Origin of the sequence: Bosea sp. Tri-49, from assembly GCF_003952665.1 — a bacterium.
In the GTDB taxonomy this organism is placed as follows: Bacteria; Pseudomonadota; Alphaproteobacteria; order Rhizobiales; family Beijerinckiaceae; genus Allobosea.
Genome location: NZ_CP017946.1, coordinates 5,430,337 through 5,451,595, shown reverse-complemented (window position 1 = coordinate 5,451,595; position 21,259 = coordinate 5,430,337). Strand labels below are relative to the sequence as shown.

General features: G+C 67.1%; 22 protein-coding genes. 17 read left to right on the top strand and 5 right to left on the bottom strand.

Annotated elements, in window-relative coordinates; genetic code table 11:
• Positions 1–61: 61 nt before the first annotated feature.
• Positions 62–952 carry a helix-turn-helix transcriptional regulator gene (locus BLM15_RS26270; RefSeq protein WP_126115509.1) on the bottom strand — a complete coding sequence of 297 codons (891 nt, stop codon included), beginning with the start codon at positions 950–952 and terminating at the stop codon, positions 62–64.
• 105 nt (positions 953–1,057) lie between these two features.
• Between BLM15_RS26270 and BLM15_RS26265 the strand changes: the two genes are divergently transcribed.
• The 14 genes from BLM15_RS26265 to BLM15_RS26200 all read left to right on the top strand — a co-directional run bounded on the left by BLM15_RS26265 (position 1,058) and on the right by BLM15_RS26200 (position 13,816).
• Positions 1,058–1,759, top strand: a complete 702-nt coding sequence (locus tag BLM15_RS26265) for an ABC transporter permease (protein WP_442859403.1) — start codon at positions 1,058–1,060, stop codon at positions 1,757–1,759.
• Positions 1,760–1,765: 6 nt separating this feature from the next.
• Positions 1,766–2,488, top strand: coding sequence for an ATP-binding cassette domain-containing protein (locus tag BLM15_RS26260; protein WP_126115508.1), 723 nt, complete (start codon positions 1,766–1,768; stop codon positions 2,486–2,488).
• Between the two features lie 32 nt (positions 2,489–2,520).
• Positions 2,521–3,366 (top strand): ABC transporter substrate-binding protein, encoded by an 846-nt coding sequence (locus BLM15_RS26255; RefSeq protein ID WP_126115507.1) that lies wholly within the window; start codon positions 2,521–2,523, stop codon positions 3,364–3,366.
• Position 3,367: 1 nt separating this feature from the next.
• The gene (locus tag BLM15_RS26250) at positions 3,368–4,180 is read left to right on the top strand and encodes a molybdate ABC transporter substrate-binding protein (RefSeq protein WP_126115506.1); all 813 of its coding nucleotides are present in this window, start codon (positions 3,368–3,370) and stop codon (positions 4,178–4,180) included.
• A 13-nt stretch (positions 4,181–4,193) separates the two neighbouring features.
• Complete coding sequence (locus BLM15_RS26245) at positions 4,194–4,952, top strand: molybdate ABC transporter substrate-binding protein (protein ID WP_206438574.1); 759 nt, start codon at positions 4,194–4,196, stop codon at positions 4,950–4,952.
• A 15-nt stretch (positions 4,953–4,967) separates the two neighbouring features.
• Complete coding sequence (gene tsaA, locus BLM15_RS26240) at positions 4,968–5,447, top strand: tRNA (N6-threonylcarbamoyladenosine(37)-N6)-methyltransferase TrmO (protein ID WP_126115505.1); 480 nt, start codon at positions 4,968–4,970, stop codon at positions 5,445–5,447.
• Entirely contained in the window at positions 5,434–6,468 is a 1,035-nt protein-coding gene (locus tag BLM15_RS26235) for an iron ABC transporter substrate-binding protein (RefSeq protein WP_126115504.1), read from the top strand. The genes tsaA and BLM15_RS26235 overlap by 14 nt, the downstream gene beginning before the upstream one ends.
• Positions 6,469–6,519: 51 nt before the next feature.
• Positions 6,520–7,530 carry a FecCD family ABC transporter permease gene (locus BLM15_RS26230; protein WP_126115503.1) on the top strand — a complete coding sequence of 337 codons (1,011 nt, stop codon included), beginning with the start codon at positions 6,520–6,522 and terminating at the stop codon, positions 7,528–7,530.
• The gene (locus BLM15_RS26225; protein WP_126115502.1) at positions 7,527–8,291 is read left to right on the top strand and encodes an ABC transporter ATP-binding protein; all 765 of its coding nucleotides are present in this window, start codon (positions 7,527–7,529) and stop codon (positions 8,289–8,291) included. The genes BLM15_RS26230 and BLM15_RS26225 overlap by 4 nt, the downstream gene beginning before the upstream one ends.
• Before the next feature lie 154 nt (positions 8,292–8,445).
• The gene (locus BLM15_RS26220; protein WP_126115501.1) at positions 8,446–9,984 is read left to right on the top strand and encodes a serine hydrolase; all 1,539 of its coding nucleotides are present in this window, start codon (positions 8,446–8,448) and stop codon (positions 9,982–9,984) included.
• Positions 9,985–10,001: 17 nt separating this feature from the next.
• Positions 10,002–10,331, top strand: a complete 330-nt coding sequence (locus BLM15_RS26215) for a hypothetical protein (protein ID WP_126115500.1) — start codon at positions 10,002–10,004, stop codon at positions 10,329–10,331.
• Positions 10,332–10,458: 127 nt separating this feature from the next.
• Positions 10,459–11,487 (top strand): amino acid ABC transporter substrate-binding protein, encoded by a 1,029-nt coding sequence (locus BLM15_RS26210; RefSeq protein ID WP_126115499.1) that lies wholly within the window; start codon positions 10,459–10,461, stop codon positions 11,485–11,487.
• A gap of 122 nt (positions 11,488–11,609) precedes the next feature.
• On the top strand, positions 11,610–12,773 hold the full coding sequence (locus BLM15_RS26205; protein WP_126115498.1) for an amino acid ABC transporter permease: 1,164 nt from the start codon (positions 11,610–11,612) through the stop codon (positions 12,771–12,773).
• Positions 12,770–13,816 carry an amino acid ABC transporter permease gene (locus tag BLM15_RS26200; protein WP_126115497.1) on the top strand — a complete coding sequence of 349 codons (1,047 nt, stop codon included), beginning with the start codon at positions 12,770–12,772 and terminating at the stop codon, positions 13,814–13,816. Before BLM15_RS26205 ends, BLM15_RS26200 begins: the two co-directional genes overlap by 4 nt.
• 129 nt (positions 13,817–13,945) lie before the next feature.
• On the opposite strand, the gene BLM15_RS26195 is transcribed toward BLM15_RS26200, so the two are convergent.
• Positions 13,946–14,692, bottom strand: a complete 747-nt coding sequence (locus BLM15_RS26195) for an acetoacetate decarboxylase (RefSeq protein WP_126115496.1) — start codon at positions 14,690–14,692, stop codon at positions 13,946–13,948.
• Positions 14,693–14,702: 10 nt separating this feature from the next.
• Positions 14,703–15,485: a 3-hydroxybutyrate dehydrogenase gene (locus BLM15_RS26190; protein ID WP_126115495.1), complete on the bottom strand. Its 783-nt coding sequence runs from the start codon at positions 15,483–15,485 to the stop codon at positions 14,703–14,705.
• Positions 15,486–15,703: 218 nt separating this feature from the next.
• Between BLM15_RS26190 and BLM15_RS26185 the strand changes: the two genes are divergently transcribed.
• Positions 15,704–16,873 carry a patatin-like phospholipase family protein gene (locus BLM15_RS26185; protein ID WP_126115494.1) on the top strand — a complete coding sequence of 390 codons (1,170 nt, stop codon included), beginning with the start codon at positions 15,704–15,706 and terminating at the stop codon, positions 16,871–16,873.
• A gap of 15 nt (positions 16,874–16,888) precedes the next feature.
• Here the strand turns inward: BLM15_RS26185 and BLM15_RS26180 are convergent, their stop codons facing one another.
• Entirely contained in the window at positions 16,889–17,200 is a 312-nt protein-coding gene (locus tag BLM15_RS26180; RefSeq protein ID WP_126115493.1) for a DUF1272 domain-containing protein, read from the bottom strand.
• A 62-nt stretch (positions 17,201–17,262) separates the two neighbouring features.
• Between BLM15_RS26180 and BLM15_RS26175 the strand changes: the two genes are divergently transcribed.
• The gene (locus BLM15_RS26175; RefSeq protein ID WP_206438573.1) at positions 17,263–18,264 is read left to right on the top strand and encodes a GlxA family transcriptional regulator; all 1,002 of its coding nucleotides are present in this window, start codon (positions 17,263–17,265) and stop codon (positions 18,262–18,264) included.
• Here BLM15_RS26175 and BLM15_RS26170 read toward each other — a convergent pair.
• On the bottom strand, positions 18,261–18,743 hold the full coding sequence (locus BLM15_RS26170; RefSeq protein WP_126115492.1) for an Lrp/AsnC family transcriptional regulator: 483 nt from the start codon (positions 18,741–18,743) through the stop codon (positions 18,261–18,263). The genes BLM15_RS26175 and BLM15_RS26170 overlap by 4 nt on opposite strands.
• Positions 18,744–18,864: 121 nt before the next feature.
• On the opposite strand from BLM15_RS26170, the gene BLM15_RS26165 reads away from it, so the two are divergent.
• The gene (locus BLM15_RS26165) at positions 18,865–21,258 is read left to right on the top strand and encodes a transketolase-like TK C-terminal-containing protein (protein ID WP_126115491.1); all 2,394 of its coding nucleotides are present in this window, start codon (positions 18,865–18,867) and stop codon (positions 21,256–21,258) included.
• Position 21,259: the final 1 nt, after the last annotated feature.

The window sequence follows — 21,259 nt, the reverse complement described above, 5'->3', positions numbered from 1 at the left end:
GCGCAAGAGGCGCTGCAATTGCCCGGCCGATTTGCAAGCTTGTTTCGCGAGTGCCCGAAGCTCAGCGGTTCAGCCGCACGCTCCCGCTGATCGAGAGGTCGTAGCCTCCGAACTCCTTCGCCCGCGCCGCCATGTCAGGGCTCCGCATCCAGGCTAGCAGCTTCTGCGTCGCCGGCTCGAAATAGCTGCGCCGGCGCATCACCAGATCGACGTGCTCCCAGACCAGCGGCAGGAAGGTAAGGCCGAAGGCCGTGGCGATGGCGCGTGCGGCGATGCCGCAATCGGCCCGCCCGGAGCGGATCGCCAGCGCCAGATCCTGGCCGGTGGCGCAGGTCCCGTCGGCGACGACCATCTGCCCCGACGGAACCCCGGCACGTTCCAGCAGGCTCAGCAGCAGCAATTGCGCGCCGGCACCCCGCTGGCGCTGGGCGAAGCGCGCGCCCTTGCCGATCGCCGCACCGAGCCCATCGAGCCCGAGTGGGTTGTCCGGGGCGACCAAGAGCCCCTGCTCGCGCCGGGCGAAGTTGAGCACCACCGCATCGTGCAGCGAGGCTTCCGCCCGGATCGCGGCAAGATTGGCAGCGTCGTCATCCGGCGTCGCATGCAAATGCAGCGCCGCCATCGCCACCTCGTTGCGCACCAGCCGATCGAGCCCGGCCTGCGACCCCTCGGCCAGCAGCGCCAGCCCGCAGCCGGATTCGCGGATGGCAAGCTCCAGCAGCGAATCCTGGCTGCCGCCGACAATCAGCGGCGACGGAACCGCATCGAACCCGGCCGGCCGCGACAGCCCGGCCTCGAGCCAGCGATCGAGCCCAGCGCGCGGGAACAGCCATTTGCCGGAGACCTTGGTGCAAGGCACCGTACCCTGCCCGACCAGCTCGTAGAGCTTGCGCTCCTTGAGGCGCAGATAGCTGGCCGCTTCTTCAGTCGTGAGCCAACCCTGATCCTGCATTTGCCTGCACATACCTGCGCTGGTTACAGCGTTGGCATTTGGTCGCATTGAACTCTACCAATTGCAAATGCTTGCAATCTCAAGGCAGGCACGCGGGAGCAGGCTTTGGACGTCGGCGCGATCTTTCAGGCGGCTTTTGCCTTGGTGGTCGGGCTCGATCCCGGCTTCCTCGGCATCGTCTTCCTGTCGCTGCGCGTCACCCTGACCGCCGTGCTGATCGCGGCGCTGATCGGCCTGCCGCTCGGCGCTGCCCTGGCGCTGGCGCGCTTTCCCGGGCGCTCGGCCATCATCGTCTGCCTGAACGCGCTGATGGGGCTGCCACCGGTCGTGGCGGGTCTTGCCGTCTTCCTGCTGCTCTCGCGCTCCGGCCCGCTCGGGCCGCTCGGCCTCTTGTTCACCCCGACCGCGATGATTATCGCGCAGGTGATCCTCGTCCTGCCGATCGTCATCGCGCTGACGCGGCAGGTGATCGAGGACCTCTGGGGCGAGTATCGCGACCATCTGCGCTCGGTCGGCCTCGAAGGCCTGCGCGCCATCCCGACCCTGCTGTTCGACGGGCGCTTTGCACTGGCGACGGCACTGCTCGCCGGCTTCGGCCGGGCCAGCGCCGAGGTCGGCGCCGTCCTGATCGTCGGCGGCAACATCGCCGGCTACACCCGCACCATGACGACGGCGATCACGCTGGAGACCTCGAAGGGCGACCTGCCGCTGGCGCTCGGCCTCGGCCTCGTCCTGCTCTCGCTGACGCTCGCGATCAATGCCATCGCCTTCGGCGCCAGCCGCATCGGCGCGCGCTATGCCGGTTGAGCTGCCATGCTGAGCCCGACCTCGATCCTGCCGCTCACCGTCGAGGCCGCCGCCTTCTCCGGCGACGGCAAGCTGCTGGTCGAGCCTAACAGCTTCATCATCTCGGCCGGCGGCCTCACCGTGCTGCTCGGGCCGAACGGCGCCGGCAAGTCGCTGACGCTTCGCCTTTGCCACGGCCTGCTGACGCCGAGCCGCGGTGCGGTGCGCTGGGCAGCCGGAGCCGACGGCCGGGCCAAACGCCACGCCATGGTCTTCCAGAAGCCGATCATGCTGCGCCGCTCGGTCGAGGCCAACATCACCCATGCCCTCGCCGCCGCCGGTGCGAATAGCGCAGAGCGCAAGGAGCGTGCGACACAGGCGCTGCAACGCTTCGGCCTCGCCGAGCGCGCCAGCCAGCCGGCGCGCCTGCTCTCCGGCGGCGAGCAGCAGCGCCTCGCCATCGCCCGCGCCTGGGCGCTGCGTCCCGAATTGCTCTTCCTGGACGAACCGACCTCGCAGCTCGACCCTGCGGCGACGCGCCAGATCGAGGAATTGCTCTCCGGCCTCGTGGCCGAGGGCATCACCGTGATGATGTCGACCCATGATCTCGGCCAAGCCCGCCGCCTCGCCGACCGCGTGCTCTTCCTGCATCGCGGCCGGCTGGTCGAGGACGCGCCTGCCAAGGATTTCTTCGCCGGCCCACAATCGGCAGAAGCACGCGCCTTCCTCGCCGGCGAACTGCTCTGGTGACCCACAAAGACCAACGACAGGAGAAACGCCCGATGACCGCTTTGCCCCGCCGCTCCTTCCTCACCGCCGGCCTGTTCCTCGGCCTGACCGGCATCGCCCTCGCCCAAGCCCCAGCCGGCGAGCGCTTCATCACCGTGGCTTCGACCACCTCGACCCAGGATTCCGGCCTGTTCAACCACATCCTGCCGCTGTTCAAGGCCAAGACCGGCATCGAGGTCCGTGTCATCTCGCAGGGCACCGGCCAGGCGCTCGACACCGCCCGCCGGGGCGATGCCGACGTGGTCTTCGTCCATGCCAAGGCGCAGGAGCTGAAATTCGTCGAGGAGGGCTTTTCGACCGAGCGCCGCCCGGTGATGTACAATGACTTCGTCCTGATCGGTCCGAAGAGCGATCCGGCCGGCGTCGCCGGCACCAAGGACATCGTCGCAGCACTGAAGAAGATCCAGGAGAAGGCCGCGCCCTTCGTCTCGCGCGGCGACAAGTCCGGCACCCATGCCGCCGAGCTCAATCTCTGGAAGGTCGCGGGCGTCGACATCGCAGCGCAGAAGGGCCCCTGGTATCGCGAGATCGGCCAGGGCATGGGCGCAGCGCTCAACACGTCCGGCGCCATGGGCGCCTATGTCCTCTCCGACCGCGCCACCTGGATCTCGTTCAAGAACCGCGGCGATCTCGTCATCTCGGTCGAGGGCGACCAGCGCCTGTACAACCAGTACGGCGTGATGTCGGTGAATCCGGCCAAGCACCCGCATGTGAAGGTCAATGACGGCAAGCTCTTCGCCGACTGGCTGACCAGCCCGGAAGGCCAGAAGGCGATCGCCGACTACAAGATCGACGGCCAGCAGCTGTTCTTCCCGAACGCCAGCCAGGCGGGCGCCTGACATGCTGCGCAAGCTCGCTCTCACCGCCCTGATCGGCCTGTGGCCGACGCTCGCTCCGGCGCAGCAGGCTCAGAAGCCGGTGCTGCTCCATGCTGCCGGCAGCCTCAAGAATGCGCTGACCGAGGTCGCGCAAGCCTTCGAGGCCTCCGCACGCATTCCAGTCACGACCAGCTTCCGCCCCTCCGGCCTGCTGCGCGAGGCGCTATCCAAGGGCGAGCCGGCCGAGGTCTTCGCCTCCGCGAACATGGACCATCCGCTCGCGCTGGCGAAGGACGGCAAGGCCGGCCCGGTCGTGCTGTTCGTCCGCAACGAGACCTGCGCCTTCGCACGTCCAGGGCTCGACGTGACCAGCAACACGCTGCTCGCGCGCATGCTCGATCCCAAGGTCAAGCTCGGCACCTCGACCCCGAAGGCCGACCCGTCCGGCGACTATGCCTGGCAGGTCTTCGCCAAGGCCGAGGCGCTGAAGCCCGGAGCCAAGGCGGCGCTGGAGGCCAAGGCGCTGCAGCTCGTCGGCGGCCCGAACAGCGCCCCGACCCCGCCGGACCGCAACGGCACCGGCCATCTGCTGGCGACCGGCGCAGCTGACCTTTTCCTCGGCTATTGCACCAATGCCGACCCGATCGCGCGCGAGCAGCCCGGCATCCGCATGGTCAGGTTGCCGGAAAAGCTGCTGGTCGGCGCCGATTACGGGCTGACGGTGATGAACGGTGCTTCGCCGAACGCCTATCGGCTGGCGATGTTCATCCTCTCGCCGGACGGGCAGCGCATCCTGGCGCGGCACGGTTTCGTCGCGCCTAGCCTGCCACGCTAGGGGAAGTGAGATCTTGGCTGCGCCAGCCCCGGTAAGTCTGCACGCTGCCGGCAGCCTGCGCGCGGCGCTGCTCGATATCGCCGAAGCCTTCCAGAGCGAGATGGGGGTTCCCGTCTCCGCGCAATTCGGCGCCTCCGGCCTGCTCAGGGACCGGTTGGCCAGAGGCGAGACCGGCGAGGTCTTCGCCTCGGCCAATCTGGAGCATCCGCGGGCGCTGGCGCATGCCGGCCTCGCCGGCCCGGCCGTGCTCTTCGCCCGCAACGAGCTCTGTGCCTTCCTGCGGCCGGGGCTGGCGGCCACGAGCACCGATCTGCTCGACCTGATGCTCGATCGCAAGGTCAAGCTCGGTACCTCGACGCCGAAGGCTGACCCCTCCGGCGACTATGCCTTCACCGTCTTCACCAGAGCCGAGGCGGTAAAGCCCGGCGCCAAGGCCGCGCTCGAAGCCAAAGCCCTGAAGCTGACCGGCGGACCGGAGTGCCTGCCGGCGCCGGAAGGGCTCAATGTCTACGGTCACAAGCTGGCGAGCGGCGAGGCCGACATCTTCCTGGCCTATTGCACCAATGCCCAGCCGCTTGCGAAGGAGCAGCCGGGGATCGCGATGCTGCACCTGCCGGACCAACTCACAGTGGGCGCCGATTACGGCCTGACGGTGCTGAATAGGGCCTCGCCGGACGGCTACCGGCTCGCCATGTACATCCTGTCGCCGCAGGGTCAGGCGATTCTGGCAAGTCATGGCTTCATCGCGCCGGGGCTGCCGCGCGAGGGATAACGGGAAGGGCAGATCATGGACTGGCAAGCGACCCGGCCGGGCGAGACCGAAGCGCCCCTGCCCGAGCGCAGCGATGCTCGGCTCGTCTTCATCGGCCGCATCCGCACTCCCTTCGCGACGCGCGACGACTGCCCGCGCCAGGGCCGGCAGGACGGGCCGCTCTGCCGCGTCGAGATCGATCTGCATTGGCAGGCGGCGCTCAAGGGCATCGAAGCTTTCGCTGAACTCGATCTTCTCTACTGGATGCACGAAGCCAGGCGCGATCTGCTGACGCAGACGCCGCGTGGCGGCGGCACACTCGGCACCTTTGCACTGCGCTCACCGGTACGCCCGAACCCGATCGCATTGTCGCGGGTGAGACTGGAAGGCATCGAGGATGGCGTCCTGCTGGTGCGCGGGCTCGACTGCCTCGACGGCACGCCGCTGCTCGACATCAAGCCGCATCACTGCAGCCATTCGCACGGCACGACGGGAACCTCCCATGCCGCATCCTGATCGCCGCGCCGTCCTCGCCGGCCTCGGCGCAACGCTCGCTGCACCGCGCCTCGCTCACGCCACGACTATCCGCGACGGCGCCGGCCGCGAGGTCCCGGTCCCCGGCAAGGTCGAGCGCATCTTTCCGGCCGGCCCCCCGGCAGCGATCCTGATCTACACGCTCGCGCCCGATCTCCTGATCGGCTGGCCCCGCGCCAATCGGCCGGAGGAGCGTGAGTTCCTGCTGCCTGGGATCGGCGACAGGCCGGAGGTCGGCCGCATCACCGGCCGCGGCAACAGCGCCAATCTCGAAGCCGTTCTGCAGGCAAAGCCCGACCTCATCATCGATTCCGGTTCGACCGGTCGCACCTATGTCGAGCTCGCCGAGCGCGTGCAGCAGCAGACCGGCATCCCCTACGCCCTGCTCGACGGCCGCTTCGACCAGACTCCGGCGAGTTATCGCATCCTCGGCCAGCTCACCGGCCGCAGCGAGCGCGCAGAGACGCTGGCGCGCTGGTGCGAGGACAGTTTCGCGACGATCCGCGGACGCATCGCTGCGATCCCGCCCGAGAAGCGCCCGAGCGTCTACTATGCGCGCGGCCCACGCGGACTCGAGACCGGGCTCGGGGGCTCGATCAATGTCGAGACGCTGAGTTTCCTCGGCGCCCGCAATGCCGCGGCCGAACAGCAGGGCAGCGGCCTCGCCCAGGTCTCGCTCGAACAGGTGCTGGCTTGGAACCCTGATGTGATCGTCACGATCGACCTCGCCTTCTCCGAAAGCGTGCGCAGCGATCCGAATTGGGCCGGGGTCAAGGCGGTTCGCGAAGGCCGGGTCCATCTCTCGCCGAAGCTGCCCTTCGGCTGGGTCGACTTCCCGCCCTCGGTCAATCGGGCAATCGGGCTGTGGTGGCTGGCCAAGCTGCTCTATCCCGCGCAGTTCCCGGAGGACATCCGCAAGCTCGCCCGCGACTTCCACACGCTGTTCTACCAGGTGACGCCTAGCGAAGCGCAGCTCGACCGCGTGCTGGCGGGGCGGGGGTGAACCGATGATGGCCTTGCGGCTTGCCGCCCGACTTGCTTCGCTGCGCCTGCAATGACCTCCTCCCTGCGCGGCAACCTGATCGCCCTCCTCCTGCTCGCGCTCGCCGTGCTCGCCGCCTTCGCGCTCGGGCGCTTTCCGGTCGCGCCCGGCGACCTTGCCCGCCTCGTTTGGTCATTCTTCTCGGGCGAGCCCTCCGGCCTACCGCCACAGATCGAGACCGTGGTCTGGAACATCCGCGGCCCGCGCATCGTCGCGGCGATCCTGTGCGGGGCTGCGCTTGCCATTGCCGGCTGCGCCTTCCAGGGCCTGTTCCGCAACCCGCTGGTCTCGCCCGATATCCTCGGCGCGTCCTCGGGCGCGGCGCTTGGCGCGGTGATCGGCATCTATCTCTCGCTCGGTCTGTTCGGCACCCAGCTTGCCGCCTTCATCGGCGGACTCGTCGCGGTCGGAGCGGTCTACGCGGTCGGCTCGACGATCCGGCGCGGCGATCCCGTGCTCGTGCTGGTACTGACCGGCGTCGTCGTCGGCTCGCTGCTCGGCGCCGGCATCGGCCTGGTGAAGTACTGGGCCGATCCGTACAACCAGCTCCCGGCCATGACCTTCTGGCTGCTCGGCAGCCTCGCCGGCACGGCCAAGCCCGACCTCATCCCTCTGCTCGGCCCGGTCCTGATCGGCGCCGTCGTCCTGCTGGCGCTGCGCTGGCGTATGAGCGTGATGTCGCTACCGGAGGAGGAAGCGCGCGCGCTCGGCCTCGCCACCGGCCCGCTTCGGATCGCCATCGTCGCCGCCGCGACATTGGTGACGGCGGCGAGCGTCGCGGCAGCCGGCATCATCGGCTGGGTCGGCCTCGTCGTGCCGCATCTCGCCCGCTTCCTCGTCGGCCCCGATTTCGGCCGGCTGATGCCAACGGCCGCGCTGTTAGGCGGCGGCTATCTCCTCGCCATCGACACGCTGGCGCGCACCGCCGCCCCTGTCGAGACGCCGCTCGGCATTCTCACCGCCGTGATCGGCACGCCCTTCTTCATCTGGCTTCTCGCCTCGGCGCGCGGAGGCTGGTCGTGAGCCTCGAAGCCACCGCCCTGGCCTATGGCTACCGCGAGCGCGAGATCGGCCGCGATATCGCGCTCGATCTCGCCGGCGGGCAGGTGCTGGCCCTGCTCGGCCCGAACGGCCACGGCAAGACCACGTTGCTGAAGACCCTGCTCGGCCTGTTGCCGGCGAAGGCGGGCACGCTCACGCTCGACGGCAAGCCATTGGCTGGGCTCTCGGTCGGCGAGCGCGCCCGCGCCCTCGCCTATGTGCCGCAGGTCCATGCCGGAACCTTCGCCTTCTCGGTCACGGAAGTGGTGCTGATGGGGCGCACCGCCCGCTCCAGCCTGTTCGCGGCCCCCTCCGCGCATGACCGTGAGGTGGTGGGTGCGATGCTGCAGCGGCTCGGCATCCCGCATCTGGCAGAGCGCCCCTATACCGAGATCTCCGGCGGCGAGCGCCAGCTCGTCATGATCGCCCGCGCGCTAGCGCAGGAGCCGCGCTACATCATCCTCGACGAGCCGACGGCTAGTCTCGATTTCGGAAATCAGGGCAAGGTGATGAGCCAGATCCGGCGGCTCGCCGGCGAGGGTCTCGGCGTGCTCTTCACCACCCATGATCCGAACCAGGCGCTGCGCTATGCCGACCAGGCATTGCTCCTGCGCGACGGCCGCGCGCTTGCGAGCGGCAAGGCAACCGATCTGCTGACACCGGAACAACTCGCGGCGCTTTACGGCGTCGCGATCGAGACCGTCAGAGGCGAGGATGGAAAGCTCGCCTTCCTGCCCGGCTGAGCGGCGCTCCCGCGGAGGCACCAATCCCGTCACAATCTCCTGATCCTATTTACTTGGGGTCAGAGCATGACATGTGATCGTCGCGCCGCCGGCGGGCCTGCCCGCTTTCGGCAGCACGATCTGTCGGCCTTTGCGATGCTTGGGGGGATAGTGAATGAAGCGCATCATCGCAGCCGCGCTCCTGTTCGGCATCGCGGCCCTCTCCGGCGTGACGAAAGCGGACGCACAGCGGCCCACTCAAGGTTCGATCGAAGCGCTGCTGCCGGAGTTCGAGAAGCAGGTCGCCGAGGGCATGAAGGCTTTCTCGGTGCCGGGCGTCGCCATCGGCATCGTCCATGACGACAAGCTGATCTACGCCAAGGGCTTCGGCGTCCGCGCGCTCGGCAAGCCCGACCAGGTCACACCCGAGACGATCTTCCAGATCGGCTCGACTACCAAGGCCTTCCTCGCCACCACATTGGCGCAGGCGGTCGATGCCGGCCGGCTCGGCTGGAACGACCCGGTCATCGACCATGTCCCCGAGTTCCAGCTCGCCGATCCCTGGGTCACCCGCGATTTCCGGGTGCTCGACCTCGCCGCCCAGCGCTCGGGCCTGACGGCCTATGTCAACGACGCGCTCACCATGCTCGGCTACGACAAGCAGACGCTGATCCGCTCGCTACGGGTCGCACCGCAGCTCGGCCTGTTCCGCTCCGATTTCCGCTATCTCAACATCCCACATGTCGTCGGCGGCGAGATCGTCGCCAAGGCCAATGGCGCGCCGTCCTGGTTCGGCTCGCTGCAGAAGAGCCTGCTGACCCCGCTCGGCATGAGCGCAACGACGGCCACGGCCGAGGCGATCACCGCAGCGCCCAACCATGCGCAGGGGCATCGCCTCGCCGACAAGCCTGTCGCCGTGCCCTTTCATCCTTCCTTCCCCTATGCGCTCGGCCCGGCGGGGGCTCTCAACTCGAACATCCCCGACATGGCGAAATGGCTGCGCCTGCAGCTCGGCCGCGGCCATTTCGAGGGCAAGGTCCTGGTCTCCGAAGGCAATCTCGACGTCACCTGGACGCCGCGCGTCGCCATGAACGAGCGCACCAGCTACGCTATCGGCTGGGTCGCGACCGCGACGCCGCGCGGCCGGATCATCTGGCACAATGGCGGTACCGCCGGCTTCGGCGCCCATGCCGGCTTCCTGCCGGACGGCAAGACCGGCATCGTCATCCTGACCAATCTCGACAATGGCGGCATGCCGGACGCGCTGGCGATGTGGTTCTACGATCGGGTGCTCGGCAACCCTGTCGTCGACAACATCGCGCTCGCCGCCACGGCTGCGAAGGGGCGTCGCGAGGCAGCGAAGGCCGAGGCGGCCGGCTTCGTGCCCGGCCCCCTGTCGCCGATCGCCGCGACCTTCGCCGGGAGCTATGCCTCACCGATCCTCGGCGACGCCACCGTCGCGCTCACTGAGGGCAAGCTCAACCTCACGCTGGAGAAGACCGAGGCGCAGATCCTGCTCGAGCCGAACAGGGACGATCCCTACCTGTTCCAGGCGCGGCTGGCGCCGGTCGGCGCCTTCGTCGCGCCCGCCGAGATGTCCGGCGGCGAGCCATTCGTCCGGCTGCGCTTCGAGACCGACGCCGCGGGCAAGATCACGCAGATGCGCTGGCTCAGCCCGAAACTGCCGCATTCCTTTGGCCGGTCGGCACAGTGACGGACATGAGCACTATCATGATGATCCGTACCGCTGTCCTGTCGCTCGCCATCGCCCTCGTCGCCGGCTCCAATGTCTCGGCCGCGCCGGCCTTCATGCCGCTGCCGGGGGCAGCCTCCGCCCTGCCGATCGAGCCCGCCCGCTCCGCCCTGCGCAACTTCTTCGATGCGCTGGGCGACGACGACGTCCACGACGACCACTACGACTGGAACGACTATCGCGACGCGACCTCGCGCAAGGACCGCATCCGCGACTACCAGCGTATGCAGATCGATGCGCAGAAGGACTACTGGCGCCAGCAGAAGGACATGCAGAAGCAGGCGATCAAGGCCCAGCGCGGCTGGTAGGCCGCCTGCGCTGCCGCCGCGTCAAGCTTTGGCAGGAAACAGCAAACACCCCCCTTACCTTCCCCGGTCAGGCTGTTGCATAGTCGCCCCAACGCGGCGCAATGCCGATGCAGACTGGGGAACGCACATGAAGACCTTTGTTCTCGCCGCGGCGCTCTTCGCCGCCGGCACCCTCGCCGCTTCCGCCCAGCAGCTCGCGCCAAGCCCGACGCTCGACGCGATCAAGGCGCGCGGCCATCTCGAATGCGGCGTGCATCTCGGCCTGCCCGGCTTCTCCTTCGCCAACGACAAGGGCGAGTGGACCGGGCTCGACGTCGATTATTGCCGTGCGCTCGCGGCTGCCGTGCTCGGCGACGCCACCAAGGTGAAGTACACGCCGACCTCGGTGCAGCAGCGTTGGCCGATCCTGCAATCGGGCCAGGTCGACGTGCTCTCGCGCAATTCGACCATCACCTTCTCGCGCAACGCCACGCTCGGCCTGAACTTCCAGGGCATCAACTTCTACGAAGGCCAGACCTTCATCGTCCGCAAGAAGGCCAATGTGAAGTCGGCCGAGGAGCTCGACGGCGCCTCGGTCTGCGTCGCCGCCGGCTCGACCGAGGAGAAGAACGCCGCCGACTGGTTCCGCGAGCGCAACCTCAAGGTCACCATCACCAATTTCCAGAAGAACGATGACGCCATCACCGCCTATGACAGCGGCCGCTGCGACGCCTACACCGCCGGCGTCGGCGCGCTCGCCGGCCAGCGTGCCAAGCTCAAGGTCCCGGACGATCACATCATCCTGACCAAGCCGATCTCGAACGATCCGCAGGGTCCGGTGACCCGCTATGGCGACGAGCGCTGGCAGCTGATCGTGCGCTGGGTGCTCAACGGCACCATCGCCGCCGAGATGCTCGGTGTCACCTCCAAGAACGTCGACGAGATGAAGGCGAACTCGAAGAACACCGAGGTCCGCCGCCTGCTCGGCGCCGAGGGCGGCTTCGGCGCGATGATGGGCCTGGCCGACGACTGGATGTACAAGGCGATCAAGCAGGTCGGGAACTATGGCGAGAGCTATGAGCGCACCGTTGGCCTCGAGTCGCCGCTGAAGCTCGAGCGCGGCCAGAACCAGCTCTGGACCAAGGGCGGCCTGATCTTCACCCCGCCGTTCCAATGAGACGACCCCGTCATGGTCGGGCTTGACCCGACCATCTCGGAAACCAGCCTTCGTGTCAGGAGATTCTCGGGTCGCAGCTCCGCTGCGCCCGAGAATGACGCCCCAAGCCGGATGGCCGCCCCTTGAGCAAAGCCTTCGCCTTCATCAACGACAAGCGCGTTCGCGACGTCTTCTACCAGGCGGCGCTGCTGATCGGCCTTGCGGCGCTGCTGGTCTATTTCATCCGCAACGCCTCACAGAACATGGTCCAGGCCGGTATCGCCTCGGGCTTCAATTTCCTCTGGCGCACCTCCGGCATCGAGGTGCCGTTCGTCCTCACCGGCTACACCCAGTCTGACAACATCCTGTCGCTGTTCTGGGCCGGCGTCGCCAATACGCTGCTGGTCACCGTGATCGCGCTGGTGCTGTCGACGGCGCTCGGCTTCCTGATCGGTATCGCCAGGCTCTCCTCGATCTGGTTGGTCCAGGCGATCGCCGGCGCCTATGTCGAGTTCGTCCGCAACATCCCGCTGCTGTTCTTCGTGCTCTTCTGGTATTTCGGCGTGATCGCCGCCTTGCCGGCGCCACGCGAGAGCCTCTCGGTCTTCGGCGTCGCCTTCCTCAACAATCGCGGCCTGACCATCCCGCTGCCCGATGCGGGCGCAAACTTAAAATACGCCTTCATCGCAATCGCCATCTCCTGCCTGCTGCACTGGCTGTTCCTGCGCTGGGCGAGACGGCGCAAGGAGGCGACCGGCCGGGACGCGCCGATCCTGCGCGTCGGCCTCGTCCTGCTGCTGCTCATCCCCGTGTTGGCGCTCACCTGGGCGAGCCTGGCGACGCGCTGGGACATTCCCGTGCTGCGCGGCTTCAACTATCGCGGCGGCTTCGTCGTCATCCCCGAATTCGTCGCGCTGCTGGCAGCGCTGGTCACTTACACCGCCGGCTTCATCGCCGAGATCGTGCGCGGCGGCATCCAGTCGGTCCCGCACGGCCAGATCGAGGCCTCGAGCGCGCTTGGCTTGCGTCCCGGCCAGACGCTCAGGCTCGTCACTATCCCGCAGGCGCTGCGGGTGATGACGCCGCCGATGACCAACCAGTATCTCAACGTGCTGAAGAACTCGTCCTTCGGCGCCGCCATCGCCTATCCCGACGTGGTCAGCCTGTTCATGGGCTCGGCGCTCACCAACACTGGCCAGGCGATCGAGATCATCGCCATGACGCTCGCGCTCTATCTGGTCATCGGCCTCGCCGTCTCGGCCTTCATGAACTGGTACAATGCCCGCATCGCGCTGGTGACCCGATGAGCGCCGCCGCAACCCTCCCGACCAGTTGGCGCGAGCGCCTGTTCGGCACACCTGCCACGACGGTAGTGACGCTGCTGCTGGCCGCCGCCATCGCCTGGATCGCCGTCCCTATCATCCGCTGGGCCCTGATCGACGCGACCTGGAGCGGTCAGACCCGCAACGACTGCGCCGGCACCGGCGCCTGCTGGGTCTTCGTCAAGGCTCGCTTCGGCCAGTTCATGTACGGCTTCTATCCCGTCGACGAGCGTTGGCGTCCGAACCTCGCTGGGATCCTCTTCGCGCTGAGCGGGGCCGCGATCGTCCTGGCGCCGAAGCAGCTGAAGCTGCGCCTCGGCCTCGCGGCGCTCGTCATCCTGCCGTTCCTCGGCGTCTGGCTGCTCGCCGGTGGCTTCGGCCTTCGCGCGATCGAGACGCGCGAATGGGGCGGGCTGATGCTGACCGTCTTCATCTCGATCTATGCCAGCCTGATCGCGATCCCGCTCGGCATCCTGCTCGCACTCGGCCGTCAGTCCGAGCTGAAGGTGGTCAAGCTGATCTCGGTGCTGTTCATCGAGTTCTGGCGCGGCGTGCCGATCATCGCGGTGATCTTCCTCGCCTCGCTCCTGCTGCCCCTGATCATGCCGTCCGGCATCGGCGTCGACCGGCTGGCGCGCGCGGTGATCGGCCTCGGCTTCTGCATCGCCGCTTATATGGCGGAAGCCGTGCGCGGCGGGCTGCAGGCGCTTCCGAAGGGCCAGCGCGAGGCTGCGACAGCGCTCGGCCTGAGCTACTGGAAGGCGACCTGGTTCATCATCCTGCCGCAGGCGCTGCGCATCTCGCTGCCAGCGATCACCAACGAATTCATCGCGCTGGTCAAGAACACCACGCTCGTTCTCGTCGTCTCGATACTGGACCTGCTCGGCATCGCCCAGGCCTCACTCGCCGACCCGAACTGGGTCGGCATGAACATGGAGGCCTATGTCTTCTCCGGCGGAATCTACTGGCTGATCTGCTTTGCGCTCTCGCGCTGGAGCCGGAGCCTGGAGACGAAGCGAGGGCGGTAGCGTCGCAGCGCGTCATGCTCGGGCTTGACCCGAGCATCTCAGGCCGGAGGAGGCTCCAGCCAGCACCTTCTCGCCATGAGATTCTCGGGCCTGCGCTTCGCTCCGCCCAAGAATGACGGCCGGCGGGCCTCACCCATTCATGTAATCGTGGATCTTCCGCCCGAACGGCAGCGTCAGGTCGGCGATGAAGTGATGGGCGCCGAGCACCTTGCGCACCGGCAAGTCGGCGACCGGTGCATTGACGTGCGGGATCAGGTGTAGCCGGCCCGGGCCGATCCAGGAGCCCTTCACCGTGATGTCGGTCAGGTTGAGCGCGACGAGCTGGCAGATCTCCGGCTCGCCATCGACGCCGGGGATGATCTTCAGGTTGACCTGCGTCTTGGTCAGCATCGCAGTGGTCTTCACGCCATTGCCGGCGAGGCTCTCGTGCTTGTAGCCCATGGTGCCCATGGCGACCTGCTGGCCGGCATATTCGAGCGTGCCGGTCAGCGTGTCCTTGACCACTTCGAGCTTGGGATGGGCGTATTTCTTCGGGAAGCCCCAGATCTCGCGGCCGGCCGAGATCGGCGGCTCGATATCGAGATACATCTGCGAGACGAAGCTGACCTCCTCCTCGCCGAATAGGCAGGGGATGACGATGCCGGTCTCGGTATAGGTGCCGAAGCCGGAGGAATCCGGCATCTTGATCCATTCATAGTGCACCACCGGCTGCGCGATCGGCATCAGCGGCTCGGGCAGGTGATGGCGGATCAGCTCCGGATCGGTCTCGTAGCTGATGATCATGTATTCGCGGTCGATGAAGCGGTACGGCCCGGCCGGATAGCTCGGCCCGGCAAGCGGCATCGAGGGCAGGTCGAGGATGTCTTTGCGGTTCATGGCGAAGTCCTCACTGCGCGGTCCAGCCGCCGTCGACCGGCAGGATGACACCGGTGATCGACTTTGCCGCATCGGAGGCGAGGAAGACAGCGAGTGCCGCCACCTCCTCGCTGGTGACGAACTGCTTGGTCGGCTGGGCATGCAGGAGCACGTCGTTGATGACCTGTTCCTTGGTCAGGCCGCGCGCCGCCATGGTCTCGGGGATCTGCTTTTCGACCAGCGGCGTCCAGACATAGCCGGGGCAGATCGCATTGGCGGTGACGCCGAAGGTCGCCGCCTCGAGCGCGACCGTCTTGGTCAGGCCAGCGATACCGTGCTTGGCGGCGACATAGGCCGATTTGAACGGCGAGGCGACCAGCGCATGGGCGGAAGCCGTATTGATGATCCGGCCCCATTTGCGCTGCTTCATCCCCGGCAGCGCGGCGCGGATGGCGTGGAAGGCGGCCGAGAGGTTGATCGCGATGATCGCGTCCCATTTCTCGACCGGGAACTCCTCGACCGGTGAGACGAACTGGATGCCGGCATTGTTGACCAGGATGTCGACGCCGCCGAATTCAGCCTCTGCCTCAGCGATCATCGCAGCGATCGCGCCGCCATGGGCCATGTCGGCCGGCGAGTAGCGCGCTTTCACCCCGAAATCGGCCTCGATGCCGGCGCGCTCCTTTTCGATAGCACCCGGCTCACCGAAGCCGTTGATGACGATGTTGGCGCCCTCGGCCGCATAAGCGCGGGCGATTGCGAGGCCGATGCCCGAGGTCGAGCCGGTGACGACGGCGGTCTTGCCCTTGAGCATGCTTTTGATCTCCAGCCGCGCGAACACGACGCGATGCTGCGTCGCAAGGTCCATGCCGCTGAGGTGGAAGAGCAAGCTGACGGGGCGATGAAGCTTGTCTGACGGGGACGTGACACCGATATCCAATCCTGCCCGCGTCACATGCCTGTCACCGCCTGCCCATCAGACATGGGCGAAATCCAGCTCTCCCCACAGACCGAGCGAACGGAATCCGCGCCATGAACGCCCCTTTTGCGCCGTCCCCGTCCTCCACCGAGCACCATCTCGGCTGGCGTCCCGAGCGCTGCGACCGCGTTGCGCTCGTGCTTCAGGGCGGTGGCGCGCTCGGGGCCTATCAGGCCGGCGTCTATCAGGCGCTGCACGAAGCCGATATCGCCCCTGACTGGGTCTCGGGTGTCTCGATCGGCGCGATCAATGCCGCGCTGATCGCCGGCAATCCGCGCGAGCGCCGGCTCGAGCGGCTGGAGACCTTCTGGAACCGCATCACCGACCGCAAGGTCTGGTGGTTCACGCCGGAGGGCGACATCTTTCGCCAGGCCCGCAACGCGACCTCGTCCTTCATGACCACGGTGCTCGGCCAGCCCGGCTTCTTCGAGCCGCGCCGCACCAGCGCCTGGCTCGCGCCAGCCGGCGCCACTGACGCGACCAGCTTCTACGACACCTCGCCCTTGCGCGAGACCCTGCTCGAGCTGGTCGATTTCGACCTGATCAACGAAAAGCGCACGCATTTCTCGGTCGGCGCCGTCAACGCGCTCTCCGGCAACTTCGTCTACTTCGACAACATGCTGGAAGAGATCACGCCCGAGCATGTCATGGCCTCGGGCGCGCTGCCGCCGGCCTTCCCGACCGTGCAGATCGGCACCGAGCACTACTGGGATGGCGGCATCGTCTCGAACACGCCGCTGTCACACCTGCTCAACCAGGACGACACGCTGAACTCGCTGATCTTCCAGGTCGATCTGTTCTCGTCACGCGGCCCGATGCCACGCACGATGCAGGACGTGATGGGGCGGCACAAGGACATCATGTATTCCTCGCGCACCCGCATGGTCACCGACCTGTTCCAGACTCTTCAGGGCTGGAAGAAGAAGACCCATGAAGCCCTCACCCACATCCCCGAGGATGCCCTGAGCGAGGAGGACCGCAAGCTCCGCGACGAGCTCGCCTTGATCCCCGAGCATACTATCCTGCAGTTGATCTACCAGCAGAAAAGCTATGAGAGCCACGCCAAGGACCACGAGTTCTCGCGCACCTCGATGAAGGATCACTGGCATTCCGGCTATGAAGACACCAAGCAGACGCTGACCCGCAAGGACTGGCTGACGATCCCGCCGGATGGCGCGGGGATCGTCACCCATGACGTCCATCGCGACTTCGAGCGCCGCTGAGGTTCAGCGCTTCCGTCAGCGGTTCTCGGGCGGCACGCTGCGCAGCAATTCGGTCCGCTCGCGCCGCTGTTCCTGTGTCCATTGCGAGCGATGGCGCTCGGTCGAGGCGGGGCGGTTGGCAAGGCCGAGGCCGAGCCCACCCCAATCGCCGACGGGCCGGATCGGTCGCTGCACAAAGCCGCCGCCGCAGCTCGGACAGACATTTTCCAGCACCCGCTCGGCGCACTCCGCGCAGTAAGTGCACTCATAGCTGCAGATGCGCGCCTCCAGCGAGGCTGGCGGCAGGTCGCAGTCGCAGAGTTCGCAGTTCGGCCGAAGTTGCAACATGGCGTCTGTCCTCCAGTGATAGGGACTGGATGCCATGATCAGGCGATGTCATAAATGACAACATGACCTCGTTTTCTGCCATGACAGCCACAACGCTGATCCGCGTCGTCATCGTGCTCTTCCCACGCACCAAGCTGCTCGATGTCACCGGGCCGCTGCAGGTCTTCAACGACGCAAAGCGCGCCAATGGCAGCGCTGTCTACGAGATCACCCTCGCCTCGGAGCATGGCGGCCCGGTCGAAACCGATGCCGGGGTGCCGTTGCCGAGCATCACCCTCGCCGAGGCTGCGACCCGGCCGATCGATACGCTGCTGGTCTCAGGTGGCCGCTCGGCGCTGGACGCGGCCGGCTCGGCGGTGCTGCTCGACTTACTGCGCGATCAGAGCGGCAAGGTCCGCCGCGTCGGCTCGATCTGCCTCGGCGCCTTCATCCTCGCCGCCGCCGGCTTGCTCGACGGCTGCGAGGCGACGACACATTGGGAATATGCCGACCGGCTCGGCGCGGCCCACCCCGCGACCACCGTCAAACCGGACGCGATCTTCGTCAGCAATGGCAGGATCTGGACATCGGCCGGCGTCTCGACCGGGATCGACATGGCGCTCGCCATGGTCGAGGAGGATCTCGGCCGCAAGGCGGCGCTCGATCTGGCGCGCGACCTCGTGCTCTACCTGAAGCGCCCCGGCGGCCAGTCGCAGTTCAGCGGCGAGCTGCAGCGCCAGTCGCGCGATGCCGCTGGCCGTTTCGAGCATCTGCACGCCCATATGCGCAAACATGCCGCCGGCGACCTCTCGGTGTCGGAACTCGCCCGCATCATGGCGATGAGCCCACGCCATTTCGCCCGAGTCTATGTGCAGGAGACCGGCGTCAGCCCGGCTAAGGCTGTCGAGGCGGTCCGGCTCGATCTCGCCCGCGACCTCCTGGAAGAAAGCGAGCTCGGCATCCAGCAGGTCGCAGTCCGCACCGGCTTCGGCGACGACGAGCGCCTGCGCCGCGCCTTCCTGCGCCGCTATGGCGTGGCGCCGGGCGAATACCGGACGCGCTTCGGAAACGGACGAACCGGCTAGCCTCGCCCGAGCTCGACCGGCACCGAATAGGAGCGCTTCACCCGCCCGAGCGCGAAGCTCGATTCGATCGAGGCGACATTGTCGAGCCGCGTCAGCTTGTCCTTGAGGAAGCGCTCATAGGCGGCAAGGTCACTGACGATGATGCGCAGCAGATAGTCGCGCTGCCCCGTCATCAGGTAGCAGTCGGCGACCTCGGGCCAGCGCGAGACGGCCGCTGCGAAGCGGTCGAGCTCCTCCTCGCGCTGCCGCTCCAGCTTGATCGAGGCGAAGACCGAAACTGGAAGGCCGAGCTTCTCCTGGTTCACGATGGCGACATAGCCCTCGATGATCCCGGCCTCTTCCAGCAGGCGCACCCGCCTGGCGCAGGGGCTCGGCGACAGCCCGACCTTGCCGGCCAGCTCCTGCACGCTGATGCGCCCATCCGCCTGCAAGGCCTGGACGATGCGGCGGTCGATATCGTCGAGATTGAACTCTGGCATTTTCCCTCGCCTCACCAGGCAAGCTTAGCGGAAACCGCCAATTCCGTAAGCCGGCGAGACGGTCTTTAGCTGCCTTCCCCAAGGCAATTGTGCATGATGCTTCCATCCAAGGAGCGTCTCGATGTCCGATCCTCGCCTGCCCATCCTCGCCGAGCTGGAGAAAAAGATTCTCTGGCTCGCGTCGTGGACGATCCACAACGCCAACCATCTGCGCGACAATGGCGATGGCATGAAGGTCGGCGGCCATCAGGCCTCCTCGGCCTCCCTCGCCACCATCATGACGGCGCTCTACATGGCAGCGCTGAAGCCGCAGGACCGGGTGGCGGTGAAGCCGCACGCCTCGCCGATCTTCCACGCCATCAACTATCTGATGGGCCTGCAGACGCAGGAGAAGCTCGAGAATTTCCGCGGCTACAAGGGCGCGCAGAGTTATCCCTCGCGCACCAAGGACATCGACGACGTCGATTTCTCGACCGGCTCGGTCGGCCTCGGCGTCGCGCAGACGCTCTTTTCCTCGCTGGTCCAGGACTATGTGAAGGCGCATGGCTGGGCCAAGGACACGCCCGAGGGCCGCATGGTCGCGCTGATCGGCGATGCCGAGCTCGACGAGGGCAACATCTTCGAGGCCCTGATGGAGGGCTGGAAGCATGGCCTGCGCAACACCTGGTGGGTGATCGACTATAACCGCCAGTCGCTCGACGCCGTCATCCGCGAGGGCCTCTACGACCGCTTCGAGCAGATGTTCAAGAATTTCGGCTGGGATGTCGTCACGCTGAAATACGGCTCGCTGCAGCAGGCCGCCTTCAAGGAAAAGGGTGGCGAGCGGCTGAAGGCCTGGATCGATTCCTGCCCGAACCAGCTCTACTCGGCCCTGACCTTCCAGGGCGGCGCCGCCTGGCGCAGGCGGCTGATGGACGATCTTGGCGATCAGGGCCCGGTGACCAAGCTGATCGAGAAGCGCTCGGACGCCGAACTCTCGGCGCTGATGTGCAATCTCGGCGGGCACGACCTGCCCTCGATCCTTGAAGCCTTCGAGGCTATCGACCACGACCGGCCGGTCTGTTTTCTGGCCTACACGGTCAAGGGCTTCGGTCTGCCGCTGGCGGGGCACAAGGACAACCATTCCGGGCTGATGACCAAGGAGCAGATGGAGGGGTTCAAGACCGCCAACAAGGTCCGCCCCGGCCATGAATGGGATCTGTTCGAGGGGCTGACGCTGCCGGAGAAGGAGATCCGCGCCTTCCTCGACAAGGTGCCCTTCTTCGCCAAGGGCCGCCGTCGCCATTCGTCCCCTGCTTTGCCAGTCCCGGCCAAGCTCGAAGCCGGCATCCAGGCGACGATGTCCACCCAGATGGGCTTCGGCAAGGTGCTCGACGAGTTGGCCAAGCTCGGTGGGCCGCTCGCCGACCGCATCGTCACCACGGCGCCCGACGTCACCGTCTCGACCAATCTCGGCCCCTGGGTAAACCGGCGCGGCCTGTTCGCGCGGGCATCGATGGCCGACACCTTCAAGGACGAGCGCATCCCCTCGATGCAGAAATGGGAGTTCTCTCCCAAGGGCCAGCATATCGAACTCGGCATCGCCGAGATGAATCTGTTCATCAACCTCTCGGCGCTCGGCCTGTCGCATTCGATCTTCGGCGAACGCTTGATCCCGATCGGCACGCTCTACGACCCCTTCATCTCGCGCGGCCTCGATGCGCTGAACTATGCCTGCTACCAGGACGCCCGCTTCATGGTCGTCGCGACGCCGGCCGGCGTCACGCTGGCGCCAGAGGGCGGCGCGCACCAGTCGATCGCGACGCCGCTGATCGGCATGAGCCAGGACGGGCTCTGCGCCTTCGAGCCGGCCTTCGTCGACGAGCTCGCCGTGATGATGCGCTGGTCGTTCGAATACCTGCAGAAGGATGGCGAGGGCGATCCGGACGAGCGCACCTGGCTACGCGACGAGACCGGTGGCTCGGTCTATCTGCGGCTCTCGACCCGCCAGGTCGAGCAACCCAAGCGCGCCATGACCCCTGAGCTGGAGCGCGACATCATCGACGGCGCCTATTGGCTGCGTAAGCCCGGCCCGAACGCCTCCGTCGTGATCGCCTATACCGGAGCCGTCGCGCCCGAAGCGATCGAGGCCGTCGGCCTGCTGGCTGAGGACCGGCGCGATGTCGGCCTGCTCGCCATCACCTCGGCCGACCGGCTCAATGCCGGCTGGCAGGCGGCCGAGCGGGCGCGCCAGCGCGGCAATCATGCGGCGACCAGCCATGTCGAACGCCTGCTCGGCGAGCTCTCGCGCGATTGCGGCATCGTCTCGGTGCTGGACGGTCATCCGGCGACTTTGGCCTGGCTCGGCAGCGTCCACGGCCACCGGCAGAAGGCGCTCGGCGTCGAGCATTTCGGCCAGACCGGCACAGTCGCCGACCTCTACCGCCATTTCGGCATCGACGCGAACGCGATCGTGCACGCAGCGAACGCAGCCGCGCCGGGGCGGCCGGTCAGGTATTTGAAGGCGCTGCCGTAAG

Bases quoted from the DNA above. Each gene is read 5' to 3' on its own strand.
- BLM15_RS26215 (WP_126115500.1), top strand. From the start codon at position 10,002: ATGATGATCCGTACCGCTGTCCTGTCGCTCGCCATCGCCCTCGTCGCC.
- BLM15_RS26220 (WP_126115501.1), top strand. From the start codon at position 8,446: ATGAAGCGCATCATCGCAGCCGCGCTCCTGTTCGGCATCGCGGCCCTC.
- BLM15_RS26200 (WP_126115497.1), top strand. From the start codon at position 12,770: ATGAGCGCCGCCGCAACCCTCCCGACCAGTTGGCGCGAGCGCCTGTTC.
- BLM15_RS26250 (WP_126115506.1), top strand. From the start codon at position 3,368: ATGCTGCGCAAGCTCGCTCTCACCGCCCTGATCGGCCTGTGGCCGACG.
- BLM15_RS26255 (WP_126115507.1), top strand. From the start codon at position 2,521: ATGACCGCTTTGCCCCGCCGCTCCTTCCTCACCGCCGGCCTGTTCCTC.
- BLM15_RS26185 (WP_126115494.1), top strand. From the start codon at position 15,704: ATGAACGCCCCTTTTGCGCCGTCCCCGTCCTCCACCGAGCACCATCTC.
- BLM15_RS26170 (WP_126115492.1), bottom strand. From the start codon at position 18,743: ATGCCAGAGTTCAATCTCGACGATATCGACCGCCGCATCGTCCAGGCC.
- BLM15_RS26190 (WP_126115495.1), bottom strand. From the start codon at position 15,485: ATGCTCAAGGGCAAGACCGCCGTCGTCACCGGCTCGACCTCGGGCATC.
- BLM15_RS26260 (WP_126115508.1), top strand. From the start codon at position 1,766: ATGCTGAGCCCGACCTCGATCCTGCCGCTCACCGTCGAGGCCGCCGCC.
- tsaA (WP_126115505.1), top strand. From the start codon at position 4,968: ATGGACTGGCAAGCGACCCGGCCGGGCGAGACCGAAGCGCCCCTGCCC.
- BLM15_RS26210 (WP_126115499.1), top strand. From the start codon at position 10,459: ATGAAGACCTTTGTTCTCGCCGCGGCGCTCTTCGCCGCCGGCACCCTC.
- BLM15_RS26230 (WP_126115503.1), top strand. From the start codon at position 6,520: ATGACCTCCTCCCTGCGCGGCAACCTGATCGCCCTCCTCCTGCTCGCG.
- BLM15_RS26235 (WP_126115504.1), top strand. From the start codon at position 5,434: ATGCCGCATCCTGATCGCCGCGCCGTCCTCGCCGGCCTCGGCGCAACG.
- BLM15_RS26175 (WP_206438573.1), top strand. From the start codon at position 17,263: ATGACCTCGTTTTCTGCCATGACAGCCACAACGCTGATCCGCGTCGTC.
- BLM15_RS26180 (WP_126115493.1), bottom strand. From the start codon at position 17,200: ATGTTGCAACTTCGGCCGAACTGCGAACTCTGCGACTGCGACCTGCCG.
- BLM15_RS26195 (WP_126115496.1), bottom strand. From the start codon at position 14,692: ATGAACCGCAAAGACATCCTCGACCTGCCCTCGATGCCGCTTGCCGGG.
- BLM15_RS26270 (WP_126115509.1), bottom strand. From the start codon at position 952: ATGCAGGATCAGGGTTGGCTCACGACTGAAGAAGCGGCCAGCTATCTG.
- BLM15_RS26165 (WP_126115491.1), top strand. From the start codon at position 18,865: ATGTCCGATCCTCGCCTGCCCATCCTCGCCGAGCTGGAGAAAAAGATT.